The following is an 18,241-nucleotide window of genomic DNA, read 5'->3' as shown; positions in this document are numbered from 1 at the left end:
TCATCTGGATGACACAATGGCGACATGGCCCACACGGACACTGTGGGTCATGACGACAGCCTCGCTTCATATCACCCTCATCACCGAAACCTTCCCGCCAGAGATCAACGGGGTGGCCAATACCCTTGGTCGCCTGTGCGAGGGTTTGCGCGCGCGCGGCCATCAAGTCGAACTGGTACGCCCACGCCAAGGCGTCGATCAGAGCCGGCTCAGCGACGACGAACTCCTGCTATGCCGCGGCTGGCCACTGCCGGGTTATCCGGGCCTGCAGTGGGGTCAGTCGTCGATGCACAAGTTGCTGCGCCGCTGGACACGCCAACGCCCGGACGTGCTCTACATCGCCACTGAAGGCCCGCTGGGCTTGTCGGCACTGCGTGCAGCACGGCGCCTGGGCATCAGTGTGGTCAGCGGCTTTCACACCAATTTCCAACAGTATTCGAACCAGTACGGCTTGAGCCTGCTCAGTCGAATGGTCACGCATTACCTGCGCTGGTTTCACAACCGTTCGACGTTGACCCTGGTGCCCAGCGCCAGCCAACGCCTGGAGTTGGAGCGTCGGCATTTCGAGCGTTTGGGAATGTTGTCGCGGGGTGTCGACAGCCAGTTATTCCACCCGACCAAGCGTGACAATGCACTGCGTGAAAGCTGGGGTTTAGAGAACGACGATATCGCTGTGCTGCACGTTGGCCGCCTGGCCCAGGAGAAAAACCTCGGGCTGCTCAAGCGCTGCTTTGATGCGCTACAGAAAACGTACCCATCCCGCCCAATGAAGCTGATTGTCGTCGGGGATGGCCCGCAACGGGCGCTGCTGGAGCACGACCTGCCCGAAGCAGTATTCTGCGGCACCCAACGCGGTGAAGAGTTGGCACGGCATTACGCGTCGGGAGACCTGTTTCTTTTTCCCAGCCTGACCGAAACCTTCGGCAATGTAGTGCTGGAAGCCATGGCCTCAGGCCTTGGTGTGGTGGCGTACGACCAGGCAGCCGCAAGCCAGCACCTGCGGCACGGCTATAGCGGCGCACTGGCGATGCCGGGGGATGAAGAGGCGTTTTGCGATGCAGCCATCTGGCTGCTGGAAGAACGCGAAACGTTGCGCAGGGCCCGCCTGAATGCTCGTCAACATGCCAGTCGCCAGGGTTGGCCAGCGATTATCGAGCAGTTCGAACGCCAGTTGCGCGGTGTGTGCGAGGACGGGCACCTGGAGCCCGCCCTGACGCCACTTAGACCAGAGTCGTCAACGCCTCACGACTGAATGGCAGGATGTCACCCTCACGTCCTTCACGCACTTTCACGGCCCAATCCGGGTCAACCAACAACGCACGACCTACGGCAACCAGATCAAACTCGTCGTTGTTCAGGCGCTCCAGCAGTTTCTCAAGGCTGGCCGGCTGCGCGACTTTGTCGGTGTTGACCATAAACTGCAGGAACTCGCCATCCAGGCCGACGCTGCCCACGGTAATAGTTGGTTTGCCGGTGAGTTGGCGCGCCCAACCGGCCAGATTGAGGTCGGAACCTTCAAATTCCGGTTCCCAGAAACGTCGGGTTGAGCAGTGGAAAATATCCACGCCAGCGTCGGACAGCGGCTTGAGGAATTCACCCAACGCCTCAGGGGTTTGTACCAGACGCGCGGTGTAGTCCTGCTGCTTCCACTGGGAGAAACGGAAGATGATCGGGAAGTTCGGGCCGACAGCGGCGCGCGTAGCCTGGATCAGCTCGATGGCAAAACGCGAGCGGTTGGCCAGGCTACCGCCGTACTCGTCGGTGCGCTGGTTGCTGCCTTCCCAGAAGAACTGATCGACCAGATAACCGTGGGCGCCATGGATTTCCACGCCGTCCATGCCGATGCTTTGGGCGTCTTTGGCGGCTTGGGCGAAAGCGTTGATCACGTCCTTGATGTCCTGGGCGGTCATGCCGTGGACCACCACGTTGCCGTCCTTGAGTTTCTCCATCGGACCATAGGCCGGCACGCTGGCATCAGGCTCAGTGCCGATACGGCGCACGCTGCCGACATGCCACAACTGAGGGACAATCTTGCCGCCTTCGGCGTGCACGGCATCGACCACTTTCTTCCACCCGGCCAGGGCCGCTTCACCGTAGAAATGCGGGACATTCGGGTAGCCGTTAGAGGCCTGGTGACCGACCACGGTGCCTTCAGTGATGATCAAGCCCACGCCAGCGGCCGCACGGCGACGGTAGTATTCGATGACGTTGGAATTAGGTACACCACCCGGAGAAAACGAGCGGGTCATCGGCGCCATGACCACGCGGGTCGACAGTTGCAGTGCACCGAGCTGGAAGGGTTTGAACAAGGCTTGGACGGGCATGGAGCACTCCACGGGAGACTGGGTTTATGATGCGGATAATATGAGGAGTGGAACGCGCCCGGTAGCACTATTGATTTTGGTGATTAAGGGGTAAAAGCGGTGGGGTATTTGGGCTGCTACGCAGCCCATAGCGGGAAAGGTCCGCTCACCACAAGAGAAGTGATTTAGCTCAAGGCTTTTTCGATGGCCTGGACGATCGAAGGGTCTTCCGGCGGGGTACGCGGTGAGAATCGAGCAAGGACCCTACCATCTTTACCCAGCAGGAACTTCTCAAAATTCCAGGTGATATCGCCGGGAAATTCGGCCCCCTCACCCGCCAGCAACCGGTAGAGCTGGTGACGCTCAGGGCCATTGACATCGAGCTTGCTGCCCAAGGGAAAGGTCACGCCGTAGTTCAGGCTGCAGAACTCGCGGATTTCTTCCTCGGTGCCCGGTTCCTGGCCGGCAAACTGGTTGCACGGCAGGCCCAGCACAGTAAACCCTTGGTCCTTGTACTGCTGATAGAGGTTCTCCAACGCCGCATATTGCGGGGTCAGGCCACATTTGGAGGCTACATTGACCACCAGCACTACTTGCCCCTTGAAGGGCGCCAGTGGCAACTCTTGTCCGTCCAAAGCTTTGAGTTTCAGGTCGTGGAAAGCACTCATGACGAACTCCAGATATCCCATGTTCTTAGCAAAGCGGCGCCTTGAGGTTACAACCCGCAAGCCTGCAATCATAGACGCCGATTACAAAACCCGCCTGCGGATTACTGAGCGGTCGGCCACGGCAAAATCGGAATTGCGGTCACGGCGTTCTGCGGGCTGCCCTCGATCAGGCGGTCGCTGTAGACCAGGTACACCAGGGTGTTGCGCTTCTTGTCGAGGAAACGCACCACTTGCATGGTTTTGAACACCAGCGAGGTGCGTTCCTTGAACACTTCGTCGCCGTCCTTCAGTTCGCCCTTGAAGCGGATCGGGCCGACCTGACGGCAGGCAATCGATGCTTCAGCGCGATCTTCGGCCAGGCCCAGGCCGCCTTTAACGCCACCTGTCTTGGCGCGGGACAAGTAGCAGGTCACGCCGTCGACCTTGGGGTCGTCAAACGCTTCGACGACAATTCGGTCGTTGGGGCCGACGAATTTAAACACCGTCGACACCTGGCCAACCTCTTCGGCGCTTGCCAGCAACGGCGTCAGCAACAGCAGGCCCAACGCAAACTTCACTAAACGCATCGTATATTCCTTTGGTTAGACCAGGATCAGGTTGTCGCGGTGAACCAGTTCAGGTTCGGCCATGTAACCTAATAGTCCGACAATCGCGTCAGACGATTGTCCAATAATTTTCTGTGCTTCCAGGGCACTGTAATTGGCCAGGCCACGGGCGATTTCACGACCGTCGGGCGCTACGCACACCACCATTTCGCCGCGGCGGAAGCTGCCCTGTACCAGCTTGACGCCCACCGGCAGCAGGCTCTTGTTGCCCTGGGACAGTGCCGATACCGCGCCGTCGTCCAGCACCAGAGTGCCACGGGTTTGCAGATGCCCGGCCAGCCACTGCTTGCGCGCCGCCAGCATGCCGCGTTCCGGCGACAGCAACGTGCCGATGCGTTCGCCAGCCTTGAGGCGGTCCAACACGCGCTCCAGGCGCCCACCGACGATAATGGTGTGGGCACCGGAGCGTGCAGCCAGGCGCGCAGCCCGCAGCTTGGTCTGCATGCCGCCACGGCCCAGGGCACCGCCGACACTGCCGGCCACGGCGTCCAGCGCCGGGTCATCGGCGCGGGCTTCATAAATAAGCTGCGCATCGGGGTTGTTGCGCGGATCGGCGTCGAACATGCCGTCGCGATCAGTGAGGATCACCAGCAAGTCGGCTTCCACCAGGTTGGCTACCAGTGCGGCCAGGGTGTCGTTGTCGCCGAAACGGATTTCGTCGGTGACCACGGTGTCGTTCTCGTTGATCACCGGGATCACCTTGAGCTCCACCAGGGCGCGCAACGTACTGCGGGCGTTGAGGTAGCGCTTGCGGTCGGACAGGTCGTCGTGAGTCAGCAGGATCTGCGCCGTGTGGCGGCCGTGCTCGGCGAAGCTGGACTCCCAGGCTTGCACCAGGCCCATCTGGCCGATGGCGGCAGCGGCTTGCAGTTCGTGCATCGCGCTGGGTCGCGCGGTCCAGCCGAGACGGCTCATCCCGGCGGCAACCGCCCCGGACGACACCAGCACCAACTCGACACCAGCCTCATGCAAGGCCACCATCTGCTCCACCCAGACGCTCATTGCTGCGCGATCCAGGCCTTTGCCATCCGCCGTCAGCAGCGCACTTCCGATCTTTACGACCCAACGCTGCGCACCTGTCACTTTGCTCCGCATCATCTTCAACCTTAGATAGAGGGCCGCGCGACCCAGCGCTGCCCATAACGTTATTCGTGGCTACGTAATACCCAGATACCAAAACGCCGCTCATGTGAGCGGCGCTTAAGTTTACTGCAACGAATCAGTCGCGCACGTAAATGATTTCTGGACCGTCTTCATCATCCACGTCTTCTTCGTCCCAATCGTCGTCGCCGATGTCGTGGACCGACTTCACGCCGCTGCGGCGCAGGGCACGCTGGTCGTCCAGAGCTTGCAGCTGGGCACGGGCTTCGTCTTCGATCTGCTGGTCGAGTTCGGCGAGTTCGGCCTTGAACACCGGGTCGGCCGCCAGGCGGTCAGCACGGTCTTCGAGGTAGCGCATGATGTCGCGGGTCAGGCGCTCGGTGCCTTCTTTGGCGATGGCCGAGATCACGTAGACCGGACCCGTCCATTCCAGGCGATCAACGATTTCCTTGACGCGCTCCTCGTGCTCTTCCTCGAGGATCTGGTCGCACTTGTTCAGCACCAACCAACGATCACGCTCGGCCAGGGCCGGGCTGAACTTGGTCAGCTCGCTGACGATCACTTCGGCGGCGTCTGGTGCACTGGTGTCATCCAATGGCGCCATGTCGACGAGGTGCAGCAGCAAACGGGTGCGGGACAAATGCTTGAGGAAGCGAATCCCCAGGCCTGCGCCGTCGGAAGCCCCTTCGATCAGGCCAGGAATATCGGCGATCACGAAGCTTTTCCAGCGGTCAACGCTGACCACGCCCAGGTTTGGCACCAGGGTAGTGAACGGGTAGTCAGCGACTTTCGGCTTGGCGGCCGATACCGAGCGGATGAAGGTACTTTTGCCTGCGTTCGGCAAGCCCAGCAGACCCACGTCTGCCAGTACTTTCATTTCCAGCTTGAGGTCACGCTGCTCGCCAGGCTTGCCCGGCGTGGTCTGGCGCGGTGCACGGTTAGTACTGGACTTGAATCGGGTGTTACCCAGACCGTGCCAGCCACCCTGCACAACCATCAGTTTCTGGCCGGCCTTGGTCAGGTCGCCAATCACTTCCTGGGTCGCGGAATCGATGATCGTGGTGCCAACCGGTACGCGCAGTACCAGGTCTTCGCCTTTTTTACCGGTGCAGTCGGTACTGCCTCCGTTGGAGCCACGCTCGGCATCAAAGTGCCGGGTGTAACGGTAGTCGACCAGGGTGTTGAGGTTTTCGTCGGCCATCATGTAGATGGAACCGCCGTCACCGCCGTCACCGCCGTTGGGGCCACCGTTTTCGATGAATTTTTCGCGACGGAAACTCATGCAACCGTTACCGCCGTCGCCTGCTTTTACTCGGATGGATACTTCATCAACGAACTTCATAACAAAACGCCTCTCGCCGCATGGACGAGCTTAAGAAACCAAGACATAAGACTCTTGCAAAAATGAGCGCAGCGACCTCAATCAGCGACCGCAAATCCAGCGCCGGAGCCCATCACAAACAGCTTTGCAAGAGACTCACCCCACAAACGAAAAAGCCCCGTCGCGAGACAGGGCTTTTCCAGCGATTTCGCAATTAAGCTGCGACAACGCTCACGTAACGGCGGTTGAACGCGCCTTTTACTTCAAACTTGATCACGCCTTCGATTTTCGCGAAGAGGGTGTGATCTTTGCCCATGCCTACACCGTAACCGGCGTGGAATTGGGTGCCGCGCTGACGCACGATGATGTTGCCCGGAATGATTTTCTGGCCGCCATACATCTTAACGCCAAGGCGTTTGGCTTCTGAGTCGCGACCGTTACGGGTACTACCACCAGCTTTTTTGTGTGCCATGAGTCAATTCTCCTAGTGAGGAATTAGGCTGAAATTAAGCCTGAATACCGGTGATTTTGATCTCGGTGTACCACTGGCGGTGGCCCATACGCTTCATGTGGTGCTTACGACGACGGAACTTGATGATGCGGACTTTATCGTGACGACCTTGGGAGATCACTTCAGCCACAACGGTAGCGCCAGCAACAACTGGAGCGCCGATGTTCACGTCATCGCCATTGGCGACCAACAGAACGCGATCAAAAGTAACGGATTCGCCGGTAGCGATTTCCAGTTTTTCGATCTTCAGGTATTCACCTGGGGCGACCTTGTATTGCTTGCCACCAGTAACAATTACTGCGTACGACATGGTATTTCTCCGATAATCCTGCTCACCCAGCGCTTTATAAGAAGAGGTATTGGCTGGCATGGCTGCATGGGATGGACGTCCCGAATGCAATTGCGTAAGGCAGGTGCTGCCCAGGAAGTTCAGGGTGCGCGATTGTACGCAAGGTAAATGGGTGTTGCAAGTGGCCGTCCATCGCGCCTTGACACTACGGGGTCAGGGTCCTAGCATGCCGCGCAACCCTTCTGGAGCGACTGTCGCTGATGCAACCCCAAGCTTTCTACCGCGCGGTCGCGGACGATTTTAGCGCCGTCGACGGCATCATCAAGCAGCAGCTGACGTCTAAAGTGCCGCTGGTCTCCAAAATTGGCGACTATATTACGTCGGCGGGCGGTAAGCGCCTGCGTCCTTTATTAGTGTTGCTGTGCGGCAAGGCCCTGGGCCGCGAAGGCGATGACCTGCGCCTGCTGGCCGCCACCATCGAGTTCCTGCACACCGCCACCCTATTGCATGACGACGTGGTCGACATGTCCGGCATGCGCCGTGGCCGCGAGACCGCCAATGCGATGTGGGGTAACGCACCAAGTGTGCTTGTCGGCGACTTCCTGTATTCGCGCTCGTTCGAAATGATGGTCGAACTGGGCTCGATGCCGGTGATGAAGATCCTGTCCCAGGCCACGCGCATCATCGCTGAAGGCGAAGTGTTGCAGCTGTCGAAGGTCCGCGACGCCAGCACCACCGAAGAAACCTACATGGAAGTGATTCGCGGCAAGACCGCGATGCTCTTTGAAGCCTCCACCCACAGCGCCGCGGCATTGTGTGGCGCGACCGCCGAACAGGCCGAAGCACTGCGCACCTTTGGCGACCATCTGGGCGTGGCGTTCCAACTGGTAGACGACCTGCTCGACTACCGTGGCGATGCCGAGACCCTGGGCAAGAACGTCGGCGACGATCTGGCCGAGGGCAAGCCGACCTTGCCGCTGATCTACACCATGCGCGAAGGCACGCCAGAACAGGCAGCTTTGGTGCGCAAGGCGATTCAGAAAGGCGGCATAGAAGACCTCGAAAGCATCCGCGCAGCCGTGGAAGCTTCGGGCTCCCTGGACTACACCGCACAACTGGCGCGTGACTACGTGGCCCGTGCGATCAAGTGCCTGGAAGCCCTGCCTGCCAGCGAATACCGGGACGCCCTGGTTGAGCTGAGTGAGTTTGCAGTCGCACGTACGCACTAAGCCATACCTGCAGACACAGACCAATGTGGGAGGGGCTTGCCCCCGATGACGGTGTTCAGTCGATATATGACTGGCTGATCCATCGCTATCGGGAGCAAGCCCCCTCTCACATTTGGATTTCATAGAGCCTGCAACACCACAAAACCCTATATAATGTGCGACTTTTAGCCATCCTGACCTTTAAGGAGCTTTAGTGAGCACGTTGCCACCCTGCCCGAAATGCAATTCCGAATACACCTACGAAGACGGCGCCCAGATGATCTGCCCGGAATGCGCCCATGAGTGGTCCGCCAATGGCGAGGCCGAAGTGGCCGGCGATGAAACCGTGAAGAAAGACTCTGTGGGCAACGTCCTGCAGGACGGCGACACCATCACAGTGATCAAGGACCTCAAGGTCAAAGGCACGTCTCTGGTCGTTAAGGTCGGCACCAAGGTCAAGAACATCCGCCTGTGCGATGGCGACCACGATATCGATTGCAAGATCGACGGCATCGGCCCGATGAAGCTTAAATCCGAGTTCGTTCGCAAAGTCTGAATCTGCTGTATCCATCCCGCGCCAGCCGCGGGATGGCGTTTTGCCCTCCCCCTGACCTGCCTCAATATCCACACAGAAAAACCAACAAACCGCCAATAGACGCTTGCTATTCTACGAATAAGAATTATTCTCATTGAAACCGATCAAGGAGATGCACCATGACTTATTTGATAGATGCCTGGCTGGACCGCCCACACCCTTACCTGCGGATACTGCATCGGGAAACCGGCGAAGTCTGTGCGGTACTGGAAGAAGAAGCGCTGAATGAATTGCAGGACCAGGGCGACCTGGACGTCAATGGCCTGAGTTCAAGTGAACCCGGTGTGCTTAAAGAGGTGGTGCGTAATCTGTTTCTGTTTTGCTATGCCCGAGCGTTGCGCCCGGCGACGGAGCTCAATGGCAAGTTTCATCCATGAGCAACCCCCTAAAACACTGTGGGAGCGAGCAGGCTCGCTCCCACAGGTAATCAGCAGGTCTTACAGAACGTCGAGCAGCTCGACGTCGAATACCAGAACGCTGTGCGGCGGAATGCTGCCAACGCCTTGAGCGCCGTAAGCCAGTTCGCTCGGCACGTACAGGCGCCATTTGCTGCCAGCATTCATCAGTTGCAGGGCTTCGGTCCAACCGGCAATCACGCCACCAACCGGGAATTCTGCTGGCTGGCCACGCTCGTAGGAGCTGTCGAACACAGTGCCGTCGATCAAGGTGCCGTGGTAGTGGGTACGGACTTGGTCTTCACGGGTCGGCTTGGCGCCTTCACCGGCAGTCAGCACTTCAAATTGCAGGCCGGAAGCCAGTGTGGTGATGCCATCACGCTTGGCGTTTTCAGCCAGGAAGGCCAGACCAGCGCCAGCAGCGGCTTCAGCCTTGGCGGCTGCTTCGGCTTGCATGACTTCACGGATCACTTTGAAGCTGGCAGCCATTTGCTCTTGGTCAACGCGGCTTGGCGAACCTGCGAACGCGTCGGTCAGGCCAGCCAGGATTGCGTCCAAGCTCACGCCCGGTGGCGGGTTGTCGCGCAGTTGGTCGCCCAACTGACGGCCGATACCGTAGCTGACGCGGGTTTCGTCGGTGGACAGATTAACTTCGGACATGAAGAGGCTCCGCTGCAGGACAACGCGATTTCCCGCGCTGCCCAAAACTAAAAGGGCCCGCAGACTAGCACACAAGACCGCCCCTTGATGAGCCCTCAGTGGTTCTGCACACCGCTGACGACCCTTCGTCGCCACTTGAAATAAAACGCCCTTCAGATTCACATCCCGCCGCCGATACAGCGCTACACCTTGGCTGGCTCAAATAACAACACCGTCCAGCAAACAGACATCACTCTTGCGGAGCATTCGATGAACAGCTGGTTCGGTAACATCAGCGTCAACCTCAAACTGGGCCTGGGCTTCGGCCTGGTGCTTGTCCTCACCTCGATCCTGGCACTCACTGGCTGGACCAGCCTGGGCGGCTTGATCGACCGCAGCAACTGGATGAGCGACATCACCCAGCTCAACGCGTCGCTGACCAAACTGCGCATCGTGCGCCTTCAATACATGCTGGCCAACGGTGACGAAGCCGTGGCGCAGAACGTGCAGACCAGCCTCGATGCCTTCGTTGCCCAGCAACAGAAACTGCTGGACAGCTTCAAGAGCCCGGAAAACCTCAAGCTGCTCAATGAGCAGAAATCGGTCATTACCGCCTACCAGCAATCCCTGAACAAAATGCGCGAGGCTTACCGTAACGGCAATGCCTCTCGCCAAGTGATGGGCGACAAGGCCGACAGCGCCAACGCCCAGATCGACGCGCTGGAAGCCAGCGTGAAGCAGATGCCTGACAGCGCGGAGCACTTTGCTCAGTTCCAGGCCGTGGCCGACGCCAAGATGCAATTCCAACTGGCCCGCTACGAAGTGCGCGGCTACACCGGCAACGTCAGCCCGGATACCGAAGCCCGCGCTGCCGCACAGATCGACAAAGCCATTGCCAGCTTGAAAGACCTCAGTGCCGCCTTTGGCGCCAGCCAGCAAAGCGCGCTGACCGCGCTGGAAACCGCTCTTGGCGCCTACCGCACGGCTGTCCAGAACTACAAGGTGGCCAACGCCAATATCGTTGCTGCTCGCGCAGAAATGACCACCCAAGGCACTGATATCGTCAACATCAGCGACAAGCTCTACGAGATCCAGTTGGATCGCCGCGACGCCGAAAGCGCCCAGGCCCGTAGCCTGCAATTGATCAGCACCTTGCTGGCCCTGCTGGTTGGCATCATTGCCGCGCTGGTCATCACCCGCCAGATCACTCGCCCGATCCAGGAAACCCTGGCCGTGGTTGAACGCATTGCCTCCGGCGATTTGAGCCACAACATCCAGGTCACCCGCCGTGATGAGCTGGGCGTGCTGCAACAAGGCATCCAGCGCATGGGCACCACCTTGCGTGAATTGATCAGCGGTATTCGTGACGGCGTGACCCAGATCGCCAGCGCCGCCGAAGAACTATCGGCCGTGACCGAGCAGACCAGTGCCGGCGTGAACAGCCAGAAGATCGAGACCGATCAAGTCGCCACCGCGATGCATGAAATGACCGCTACCGTGCAGGAAGTCGCGCGCAACGCCGAACAGGCTTCCCTGGCCGCTGCCGATGCCGACGGCCAAGCCCGTGCAGGCGACAAAGTGGTGGCCGAAGCCATTGCCCAGATCGAACGCCTGGCCGCCGAAGTGGCGCGTTCCACCGACGCCATGAGCCATCTGCAACAAGAGAGCAACAAGATCGGCAGCGTGATGGACGTGATCAAAGCCGTGGCCGAACAAACCAACCTGCTGGCCCTCAACGCCGCCATCGAAGCAGCACGCGCCGGTGAAGCCGGTCGCGGGTTTGCCGTGGTCGCCGACGAAGTGCGCGGCCTGGCCCAACGCACGCAAAAATCCACCGAAGAAATCGAAGGTCTGGTCGCCGGTTTGCAGAACGGCACCCAGCAAGTGGCCAATGTGATGAACAACAGCCGCAGCCTCACCGACAGCAGCGTGGAGCTGACGCGCAAGGCCGGTGTATCCCTGGAAAACATCACCCGTACGGTGTCGAACATCCAGTCGATGAACCAGCAGATCGCCGCCGCCGCCGAGCAACAAAGCGCCGTGGCCGAAGAGATCAGCCGCAGCATCGTCAATGTACGTGACGTGTCGGAACAGACCGCCACCGCCAGTGACGAGACGGCCAAATCGAGTGTGGAACTGGCACGTTTGGGCAGCCAGTTGCAGCAGATGGTCAGCCATTTCCGGGTTTAAGAATCGCTGCGATACCTGACCCGCCACAGATGCAGCCCCAGCCAAAAGCTGGGGCTGCAATAAAAAACCGCCCTACTAAGGCGGTTTTTTTATTGCCTGCGATTGGCCTCTCAGCCCTCGCCTTCCTGAACAAACACCACACGATTCCCAAATGGATCCTTGATGCTCATCTCCCGCGATCCCCAAGGCGTTTCTTCAACGCTGGGCTTGGCATAACGGTAATCCTTAGCCTGCAATTGCTGCTGGTAGGCATCTACCCCTTGCGCCTGAATCCGCACCGCCGCGCCCGGCGAAGCGTCGCCATGATGCTCGGACAGATGCAGCACGCACTCGCCCAAGGATACTTGCAGGTACAGCGGGTAATTCGCCTCGAAACGATGCTGCCAATCAACCTTGAGCCCAAGGAACTCCACATAGAATTCCAACGCCTTGGTCTCGTCGAAAATCCGCAGGATAGGGGTGACTTTTCCTAAGTGCATGGCAACCGCTCCGTTTTTGAGATCGCCCACTATAGAGCGCTGAACCCCCGACGCAAATCTCCCTGGCGAGCCAGGAATCGTCCTGGGCGCTGACCATTGGCCTGTCCATCGCTGTAGCTCAGCACGCCATTGACCCACACACCATCAATGCCCTCTGCCGCCTGCTCTGGATTTTTGAAATCCGCCACATCCCGCACCCGCAACGGGTCGAACAACACCAGGTCCGCCCAGTGCCCTTCGCGAATTTCACCCCGCTCGACCAGGCCGAAACGCGCCGCCGACAAGCCGGTCATCTTGTGCACGGCGGTATGCAACGGGAACAACCCGATATCCCGGCTGAAATGCCCCAAGACCCGTGGGAACGCGCCCCACAAGCGTGGATGGGGAAACGGATCTTCAGGCAAGCCATCCGACCCCACCATCGACAATGGATGCGCGAGGATGCGTCGCACATCCGCTTCATCCATCCCGTAGTACACCGCACCCGCAGGCTGCAGACGGCGGGCGGCGTCCATCAAGGAGACGTCCCATTCGCCAGCAATGTCCTGCAAATCTCGCCCGCCCATGTCCGGATAGGGCGTGGACCACGTAATGGTGATGCGAAACGCATCGGTCACTTGCTTCAAATCCAGGGTCGAAGAACTGGCTGCGTAGGGATAACAGTCACATCCCACCGGATGGGTTTTCGCCGCCTGCTCCAGAGCGGCCAGCAGCTGCGGACTGCGCCCCCAGTTACCCGCCCCGGCGCATTTGAGGTGGGAAATAATCACCGGCACCTTGGCGTGCCGGCCGATCAGAAAAGCTTCGTCCATCGCCTCCAGCACTGGCTCGAATTCGCTGCGCAGATGGGTGGTGTACACCGCACCGTAGGCCGTGAGTTCTTCACTCAGTTGCAGCACTTCATCGGTCTCGGCATTGAACGCGCTGGCGTAGGCCAGGCCTGTGGATAAACCGAGGGCGCCGGCTTCAAGACTCTCTTGTAACTGCACGCGCATGGCGGTGATTTCATCCGGTGTGGCGGTGCGATGCAGATCGTCCATGTGGTTGCTGCGCAGCGCCGTGTGGCCGATCAATGCCGCGACGTTGAGCGCTGGATGGGCGCTTTCAACGGCGCTGCGATAGTCGCTGAAACGGGGATATACAAACGCCGCAGCGCTGCCCAGCAGGTTCATCGGGTCCGGCGGGTCGTTGCGCAAACTCACCGGCGAAGCGCTGATGCCACAGTTGCCGACAATCACCGTGGTCACGCCCTGACTGAGCTTGGGCAGCATCTGCGGATGACGGATCACCACCGTGTCGTCGTGGGTATGGACATCGATAAACCCCGGCGCCAACACGCGGTCGGTGGCGTCGATTTCATGCTCGGCCGTCGCAGCAGACAGATCACCGATTGTCTCGATACGCCCATCGCGCAGCCCCACATCCGCGACATAACCGGGTGTGTTGCTGCCATCGATGATCAGCGCGTGGCGAATCAGCGTGTCGTACTTCATATCAGTCTCCAAGCGGCAAGCTATCGGGGCCGCCGCGATAATCGTCCAGGGCCAGTTTGATCCGGCGCAGGCGTTCCTGGTTGTCGTCCGGCAGGGCCAGCGCCAACTCGGTAGCGAGCAGGTCGATGGCCAGCAGCAGGCCGTAGCGCGCTGCGGTGGGTTTGTAGATAAAGCTGGTTTCGGCTGGTTGCAGCGGCAACAGGACATCCGCCAATCGCGCCAGGGGGGAATCGGCCAAGGTGATAGCGATGATGCGGGCGTCGTAGTTGCGCGCCAGGTCCACCACGTCCAGCAGTTCCGGCGTAATACCGGTCAGCGAACAGACGATCAGCGCATGTTCCGGCCCCAAGGTGGCGGCCGTGACGCGCATCATCACCGGGTCATGGCAAGCGGCAATCGGGTAGCCCAGGCGGACAAGGCGCACCTGTAACTCGTCGCTGCACAGACTCGACGGGCCGCCCATGCCGAACGCGTGGATCATCCGGGCCTTGCTCAGCAGGCTGACCGCATCGGCGAAACTCGCCTGGTTGAACCCCGACAAGTGCTGACGCAACGTCGCCTCGATATCACCGAGAATCTGCCGGTGAAACGCCGACTGTTCGGGCAACCCCGCCGGGTCCAGGAAACGGCTGCCGACGCCGCTGGCTTGGGCCAGTTGCAGGCGCAAATCGCGTAGATCGCGGCAACCGACGCTGCGTGCAAACCGCGACAAGGTCGCCGTACTGACTTCAGCCCGTTGGGACAACTCATCCAGGCTGGCCGACGCCGCAAAACCCACATCATCGAGCATCAGCTTGGCGATACGTCCTTCGCCGGCGCTGAAAGAAGCCTGGCGGGCGCGGATCTGGTAGAGGATGTCCATGGGGGCTCCGGGTTACAAAATACAGGACAGACCGTAAGTCAGACCGAAGGCAACCACAGAGATCAGAGTCTCCAATACGGTCCAGGTCTTGAAGGTCTGGATTACCGTCATATTGAAGTATTCCTTGATCAGCCAGAAGCCGCCGTCATTCACGTGAGAAAAGATCACCGAGCCCGCACCGGTGGCCAGCACCAGTAATTCAGGGTGTGGATAACCCAAGCCCATGGCGACGGGCGCGACCACGCCAGACGCCGTCGTCATGGCCACCGTGGCCGAGCCGGTCGCAATGCGCATCAACGCCGCGAACAGCCAGCCCATCACCAGGGGCGACAGTTGGAACGCATTGGCAAGGCCGAGAATTTCATTGGTCACCCCAGCGTCCACCAGGATGCGATTCAAACCGCCGCCCGCCCCCACCAGCAAGGTGATGCTGGCCGTCGGCGCCAGGCATTCGTTGGTGAACTTGAGGATCGATTCGCGGTTGAAGCCTTGGGCCAGCCCCAAGGTCCAGAAGCTCACCAAGGTCGCCACCAGCAACGCGATGACCGAGTTGCCGATAAACAAGAGGAACTGGTTGAAACCGGTGCCCGGCGTAGAGATTACGTTGGCCCATCCGCCGATCATCATCAGCACCACCGGCAACAGGATGGTGCCCATGGTCAGGGCAAAACTCGGCAAACGGGTGCGCGGTTCACGCTCGATAAATTGGCGTTCCAGCGGGTTTTCTGCCGGCAGGTGGATGTGCGGCACGATGAACTTGGCGTAGACGGGCCCTGCAATGATCGCCGTGGGGATACCGATCAGAATCGCATACAGCACCGTCTGCCCCACCGACGCGTTATACGCCAGCACGGCCATCATCGCCGCCGGATGCGGCGGCACCAGCGCGTGTACCACCGACAAACCGGCGACCATCGGCAAGCCGACCATCAAAATCGACACGCCTACGCGTCGGGCGACGGTAAAGGCGATGGGCACCAGCAACACAAAACCCACCTCGAAAAACAGCGGCAACCCCACCAGAAAGGCAATGCACACCATCGCCCAATGGGCATTGCGCTCGCCAAAACGATTGATCAGCGTGCGCGCCACCTGCTCGGCGCCACCGGACTCGGCCATCATCTTGCCGAGCATGGTGCCCAGCGCCACAACGAGCGCGATGTGCCCAAGGGTCTTGCCAACACCCGCCTCGTAGGAGCCCATGATGGTGTCCGCCGGCATCCCGGCCATCAGCGCCAGGCCGATGGATACCAGGGTGATGACGATAAACGGGTTGAGTCGGTAACGTGCAATCAGCACGATCAAAGCAATGATGGCGATGGCAGCGTATGCCAACAGCCCCAAGCCCGGTGATGCGGCCATGCGGTACTCCTCGGAAAGGGTCACGTCGAATTGGTTGTGAAACTCATAAATCATTACCGAGGAGCATTTTCAAATTTTATGAAAGTAAGTTTCGCCCACAGACAAGCGCTGTCGCGTTGGGACATGCCCTACACCTGCGTATGAAAATTGGGGGGCTGTTCTTACATGAAGATCAGAGAAGACCGGAAACTCAGCCCAGCGGGCTGAGTCATAGAATGCACACCCACTGTTGCCAGGAAAATCGAGCATGATTCGCACCACATTCGCCGCCGGCGTCCTGCTTCTCGCCGTATGCGGCACTGCCGCCGCTGCCGACAACCCGGCGCTGAAAAAATGCATGGACGGCGCCAACACCACTGCCGATATGGTCAGCTGCAACGTCAAGGAAACCAAGGTGCAGGACACGCGCCTGAACAAAGCCTACAAGACCGCCATCGCCGCCCTGGAAGGCACGCGCCAGCAGCAACTGCAGGACCTGCAGCGCCTGTGGATCAAATACCGTGACGCCAATTGCGCCTTCGCCGGCTCCGCCACCGGCGGCACCATCGACCAAGTCAACGGTTCCGGCTGCGTGCTGGACATGACCCAGACCCGCGCCCAGGAATTGGAAGACCTGGTCGGGCCGTAATGTTGTGGCGAGAGAGCTTGCTCCCGTTGGGCTGCGCAGCGGTCGCAAACCTTGGTAATGAGCTCCCTCGCCAAAGAGGCTCAATTAGTCGTGATGCACCCGCGCACGCTTGAGCAACTTCTTGCAGCGCTCAGACAAATGCAACACCCGCAGATGCTTGCCGGCCTTGGTGTAGCGCTCGCGCAAGGTCATCAGCGCGGCAATCGCTGAGTAGTCGACAAAGCTCAGGTGACGACAATCCAGCGTCACCTGATCCGGGTCATTGGCCGGGTCAAACTGGTTCAAAAACGGCGTGGTCGAGGCAAAGAACAACGTGCCGTGCAGGCGATAGAGCTTGCTACCGTCGGCTTCCAGGTGCTCATCCGCGTACAACTCACGGGCCTGTTGCCAGGCGAAGTTGAGCGCGGCGATCACGATACCGCACAGTACGGCGGTGGCCAGGTCGGTAAAGACCGTGATCACCGTCACCGCAATAATCACCAGCACATCATTGAGCGGCACTTTGTTGATCACCCGCAGCGACGCCCAGGCGAAGGTCTGCTGGGACACCACGAACATCACCCCCACCAGCGCCGCCAGCGGGATCCGCTCAATCAGCGGTGACAGAAACAGAATGAACAACAGAATCATCACCCCGGCAAACACCCCGGAGAAGCGCCCACGTCCGCCGGAGCTGAGGTTGATCACGGTTTGCCCGATCATCGCGCAACCGCCCATGCCGCCGAAGAGGCCCGAGACCATATTCGCCGCACCCAACGCCACGCTTTCGCGATCAGGATAGCCGCGGGTTTCGGTGATTTCGTCGGTAAGGTTCAGGGTCAGCAGGGTTTCCAGCAGGCCGACCATGGCCATCAGGAAAGCGTAGGGCGCGATGATGCCGAGGGTTTCCAGGGTCCAGGGGATCTGCGGCAACGCGAAGGTCGGCAGGCCACCGGCGATGTGGGCCATGTCGCCGAGGGTGCGGGTTGGCAGACCGAGCAGGTACACCGCCAGGCCCACGCCGAGAATCGCCACCAAGGCCGGCGGTACCGCGCGGGTGAGGCGCGGCAGCAGGTAGACAATGGCCATGGTCGCCGCCACCAGCCCGGTCATCAAATACAACGGCGTGCCGCTGAGCCAGGTTTCACCGCTCTTGAAATGCTCCAACTGCGCCAGGGCAATGATGATCGCCAGGCCGTTGACGAACCCGAGCATCACCGAATGCGGCACCATGCGCACCAGCTTGCCCAGGCGCAGCAGGCCGAAGGCGACCATGATCAACCCGCCCAGCAGCACCGTTGCCAGCAAATATTCCACGCCGTGCTGCACCACCAACGCGACGATCACCACCGCCATCGAGCCCGCCGCGCCGGAGACCATACCGGGCCGACCGCCGAACAAGGCCGTCAGGGTGCAGATGATAAAGGCGCCGTATAGGCCCATCAGCGGATTAAGGTGAGCCACCAGAGCAAAGGCGATGCATTCGGGCAGCAGCGCGAAAGACGTGGTGAGGCCGGCCAGGGCATCGGCGCGCAGTCGGGTGAGGTTCATGAGGTACCAGGGAGTTGCGGGGGATAAGGCGGGGAATGGTACGGAAATGAGCGGGGTGGGGC

General features: G+C 60.0%; 19 protein-coding genes and 1 pseudogene. 7 read left to right on the top strand and 13 right to left on the bottom strand.

All coding sequences use genetic code 11. From position 1 onward, the window contains the following. The first annotated feature begins 49 nt into the window (after nucleotides 1-49). Nucleotides 50-1,252 carry a glycosyltransferase family 4 protein gene (locus ACVWXD_RS00270; RefSeq protein WP_260368091.1) on the top strand — a complete coding sequence of 401 codons (1,203 nt, stop codon included), beginning with the start codon at nucleotides 50-52 and terminating at the stop codon, nucleotides 1,250-1,252. On the opposite strand, the gene ACVWXD_RS00265 is transcribed toward ACVWXD_RS00270, so the two are convergent. The 7 genes from ACVWXD_RS00265 to rplU all read right to left on the bottom strand — a co-directional run bounded on the left by ACVWXD_RS00265 (nucleotide 1,221) and on the right by rplU (nucleotide 6,819). Beyond that, nucleotides 1,221-2,324 (bottom strand): NADH:flavin oxidoreductase, encoded by a 1,104-nt coding sequence (locus ACVWXD_RS00265; protein WP_032885598.1) that lies wholly within the window; start codon nucleotides 2,322-2,324, stop codon nucleotides 1,221-1,223. The genes ACVWXD_RS00270 and ACVWXD_RS00265 overlap by 32 nt on opposite strands. Nucleotides 2,325-2,488: 164 nt before the next feature. Next, nucleotides 2,489-2,971 (bottom strand): glutathione peroxidase, encoded by a 483-nt coding sequence (locus ACVWXD_RS00260; RefSeq protein WP_099602207.1) that lies wholly within the window; start codon nucleotides 2,969-2,971, stop codon nucleotides 2,489-2,491. 101 nt (nucleotides 2,972-3,072) lie between these two features. Then, complete coding sequence (locus tag ACVWXD_RS00255) at nucleotides 3,073-3,537, bottom strand: CreA family protein (RefSeq protein ID WP_032885596.1); 465 nt, start codon at nucleotides 3,535-3,537, stop codon at nucleotides 3,073-3,075. Between the two features lie 15 nt (nucleotides 3,538-3,552). After that, nucleotides 3,553-4,671 (bottom strand): glutamate 5-kinase, encoded by a 1,119-nt coding sequence (gene proB / locus ACVWXD_RS00250; protein WP_026013771.1) that lies wholly within the window; start codon nucleotides 4,669-4,671, stop codon nucleotides 3,553-3,555. Between the two features lie 124 nt (nucleotides 4,672-4,795). Continuing rightward, nucleotides 4,796-6,019: an Obg family GTPase CgtA gene (gene cgtA / locus ACVWXD_RS00245; RefSeq protein WP_015885843.1), complete on the bottom strand. Its 1,224-nt coding sequence runs from the start codon at nucleotides 6,017-6,019 to the stop codon at nucleotides 4,796-4,798. 193 nt (nucleotides 6,020-6,212) lie between these two features. Next, nucleotides 6,213-6,470 (bottom strand): 50S ribosomal protein L27, encoded by a 258-nt coding sequence (rpmA, locus tag ACVWXD_RS00240; RefSeq protein WP_003176049.1) that lies wholly within the window; start codon nucleotides 6,468-6,470, stop codon nucleotides 6,213-6,215. 34 nt (nucleotides 6,471-6,504) lie between these two features. After that, a complete protein-coding gene (rplU, locus tag ACVWXD_RS00235) occupies nucleotides 6,505-6,819 on the bottom strand; it encodes a 50S ribosomal protein L21 (protein ID WP_003176051.1) in 315 nt (104 codons plus the stop codon). Between the two features lie 239 nt (nucleotides 6,820-7,058). On the opposite strand from rplU, the gene ACVWXD_RS00230 reads away from it, so the two are divergent. The 3 genes from ACVWXD_RS00230 to ACVWXD_RS00220 all read left to right on the top strand — a co-directional run bounded on the left by ACVWXD_RS00230 (nucleotide 7,059) and on the right by ACVWXD_RS00220 (nucleotide 8,978). Further along, nucleotides 7,059-8,027 (top strand): polyprenyl synthetase family protein, encoded by a 969-nt coding sequence (locus ACVWXD_RS00230; RefSeq protein WP_032885595.1) that lies wholly within the window; start codon nucleotides 7,059-7,061, stop codon nucleotides 8,025-8,027. Between the two features lie 193 nt (nucleotides 8,028-8,220). After that, a complete protein-coding gene (locus ACVWXD_RS00225) occupies nucleotides 8,221-8,562 on the top strand; it encodes a zinc ribbon domain-containing protein YjdM (protein WP_457370570.1) in 342 nt (113 codons plus the stop codon). A gap of 158 nt (nucleotides 8,563-8,720) precedes the next feature. Continuing rightward, nucleotides 8,721-8,978 (top strand): PA4570 family protein, encoded by a 258-nt coding sequence (locus ACVWXD_RS00220; protein WP_003194088.1) that lies wholly within the window; start codon nucleotides 8,721-8,723, stop codon nucleotides 8,976-8,978. A gap of 60 nt (nucleotides 8,979-9,038) precedes the next feature. Here ACVWXD_RS00220 and ACVWXD_RS00215 read toward each other — a convergent pair whose 3' ends face one another. Next, on the bottom strand, nucleotides 9,039-9,656 hold the full coding sequence (locus tag ACVWXD_RS00215; protein ID WP_032885594.1) for an FKBP-type peptidyl-prolyl cis-trans isomerase: 618 nt from the start codon (nucleotides 9,654-9,656) through the stop codon (nucleotides 9,039-9,041). 249 nt (nucleotides 9,657-9,905) lie between these two features. Between ACVWXD_RS00215 and ACVWXD_RS00210 the strand changes: the two are divergent. Further along, nucleotides 9,906-10,970: pseudogene (locus ACVWXD_RS00210) on the top strand (methyl-accepting chemotaxis protein); the annotation flags it as partial. Then, nucleotides 10,962-11,825 (top strand): methyl-accepting chemotaxis protein, encoded by an 864-nt coding sequence (locus ACVWXD_RS00205; protein WP_371260691.1) that lies wholly within the window; start codon nucleotides 10,962-10,964, stop codon nucleotides 11,823-11,825. The pseudogene ACVWXD_RS00210 and the gene ACVWXD_RS00205, both read left to right, overlap by 9 nt. Before the next feature lie 110 nt (nucleotides 11,826-11,935). On the opposite strand, the gene ACVWXD_RS00200 is transcribed toward ACVWXD_RS00205, so the two are convergent. From ACVWXD_RS00200 to ACVWXD_RS00185, 4 genes are read right to left on the bottom strand one after another with little or no spacing between them, the layout of a single operon-like run. Further along, complete coding sequence (locus ACVWXD_RS00200) at nucleotides 11,936-12,304, bottom strand: glyoxalase superfamily protein (RefSeq protein WP_457370569.1); 369 nt, start codon at nucleotides 12,302-12,304, stop codon at nucleotides 11,936-11,938. 29 nt (nucleotides 12,305-12,333) lie between these two features. Further along, nucleotides 12,334-13,797 carry an N-acyl-D-amino-acid deacylase family protein gene (locus tag ACVWXD_RS00195; protein WP_457370568.1) on the bottom strand — a complete coding sequence of 488 codons (1,464 nt, stop codon included), beginning with the start codon at nucleotides 13,795-13,797 and terminating at the stop codon, nucleotides 12,334-12,336. Nucleotide 13,798: 1 nt separating this feature from the next. Further along, on the bottom strand, nucleotides 13,799-14,659 hold the full coding sequence (locus ACVWXD_RS00190; RefSeq protein ID WP_032885590.1) for a MurR/RpiR family transcriptional regulator: 861 nt from the start codon (nucleotides 14,657-14,659) through the stop codon (nucleotides 13,799-13,801). A gap of 12 nt (nucleotides 14,660-14,671) precedes the next feature. Then, a complete protein-coding gene (locus ACVWXD_RS00185) occupies nucleotides 14,672-16,075 on the bottom strand; it encodes a GntT/GntP/DsdX family permease (RefSeq protein WP_286819510.1) in 1,404 nt (467 codons plus the stop codon). Between the two features lie 193 nt (nucleotides 16,076-16,268). Between ACVWXD_RS00185 and ACVWXD_RS00180 the strand changes: the two genes are divergently transcribed. Beyond that, entirely contained in the window at nucleotides 16,269-16,649 is a 381-nt protein-coding gene (locus ACVWXD_RS00180; RefSeq protein WP_032885588.1) for a lysozyme inhibitor LprI family protein, read from the top strand. Between the two features lie 84 nt (nucleotides 16,650-16,733). On the opposite strand, the gene ACVWXD_RS00175 is transcribed toward ACVWXD_RS00180, so the two are convergent. Beyond that, the gene (locus tag ACVWXD_RS00175) at nucleotides 16,734-18,179 is read right to left on the bottom strand and encodes a SulP family inorganic anion transporter (RefSeq protein WP_401383676.1); all 1,446 of its coding nucleotides are present in this window, start codon (nucleotides 18,177-18,179) and stop codon (nucleotides 16,734-16,736) included. Nucleotides 18,180-18,241: the final 62 nt, after the last annotated feature.

The organism is Pseudomonas sp. TE3911 (genome assembly GCF_054062775.1).
Note: the sequence above shows the minus strand (reverse complement) of the source record. Positions and strands in the feature narration are given on the sequence as shown.

Excerpts from the sequence above, each read along its gene's own strand:
- ACVWXD_RS00270 (WP_260368091.1), top strand. The coding sequence starts at position 50 with ATGACGACAGCCTCGCTTCATATCACCCTCATCACCGAAACCTTCCCG.
- ACVWXD_RS00265 (WP_032885598.1), bottom strand. The coding sequence starts at position 2,324 with ATGCCCGTCCAAGCCTTGTTCAAACCCTTCCAGCTCGGTGCACTGCAA.
- ACVWXD_RS00260 (WP_099602207.1), bottom strand. The coding sequence starts at position 2,971 with ATGAGTGCTTTCCACGACCTGAAACTCAAAGCTTTGGACGGACAAGAG.
- ACVWXD_RS00255 (WP_032885596.1), bottom strand. The coding sequence starts at position 3,537 with ATGCGTTTAGTGAAGTTTGCGTTGGGCCTGCTGTTGCTGACGCCGTTG.
- proB (WP_026013771.1), bottom strand. The coding sequence starts at position 4,671 with ATGCGGAGCAAAGTGACAGGTGCGCAGCGTTGGGTCGTAAAGATCGGA.
- cgtA (WP_015885843.1), bottom strand. The coding sequence starts at position 6,019 with ATGAAGTTCGTTGATGAAGTATCCATCCGAGTAAAAGCAGGCGACGGC.
- rpmA (WP_003176049.1), bottom strand. The coding sequence starts at position 6,470 with ATGGCACACAAAAAAGCTGGTGGTAGTACCCGTAACGGTCGCGACTCA.
- rplU (WP_003176051.1), bottom strand. The coding sequence starts at position 6,819 with ATGTCGTACGCAGTAATTGTTACTGGTGGCAAGCAATACAAGGTCGCC.
- ACVWXD_RS00230 (WP_032885595.1), top strand. The coding sequence starts at position 7,059 with ATGCAACCCCAAGCTTTCTACCGCGCGGTCGCGGACGATTTTAGCGCC.
- ACVWXD_RS00220 (WP_003194088.1), top strand. The coding sequence starts at position 8,721 with ATGACTTATTTGATAGATGCCTGGCTGGACCGCCCACACCCTTACCTG.
- ACVWXD_RS00215 (WP_032885594.1), bottom strand. The coding sequence starts at position 9,656 with ATGTCCGAAGTTAATCTGTCCACCGACGAAACCCGCGTCAGCTACGGT.
- ACVWXD_RS00205 (WP_371260691.1), top strand. The coding sequence starts at position 10,962 with ATGGGCACCACCTTGCGTGAATTGATCAGCGGTATTCGTGACGGCGTG.
- ACVWXD_RS00200 (WP_457370569.1), bottom strand. The coding sequence starts at position 12,304 with ATGCACTTAGGAAAAGTCACCCCTATCCTGCGGATTTTCGACGAGACC.
- ACVWXD_RS00195 (WP_457370568.1), bottom strand. The coding sequence starts at position 13,797 with ATGAAGTACGACACGCTGATTCGCCACGCGCTGATCATCGATGGCAGC.
- ACVWXD_RS00190 (WP_032885590.1), bottom strand. The coding sequence starts at position 14,659 with ATGGACATCCTCTACCAGATCCGCGCCCGCCAGGCTTCTTTCAGCGCC.
- ACVWXD_RS00185 (WP_286819510.1), bottom strand. The coding sequence starts at position 16,075 with ATGATTTATGAGTTTCACAACCAATTCGACGTGACCCTTTCCGAGGAG.
- ACVWXD_RS00180 (WP_032885588.1), top strand. The coding sequence starts at position 16,269 with ATGATTCGCACCACATTCGCCGCCGGCGTCCTGCTTCTCGCCGTATGC.
- ACVWXD_RS00175 (WP_401383676.1), bottom strand. The coding sequence starts at position 18,179 with ATGAACCTCACCCGACTGCGCGCCGATGCCCTGGCCGGCCTCACCACG.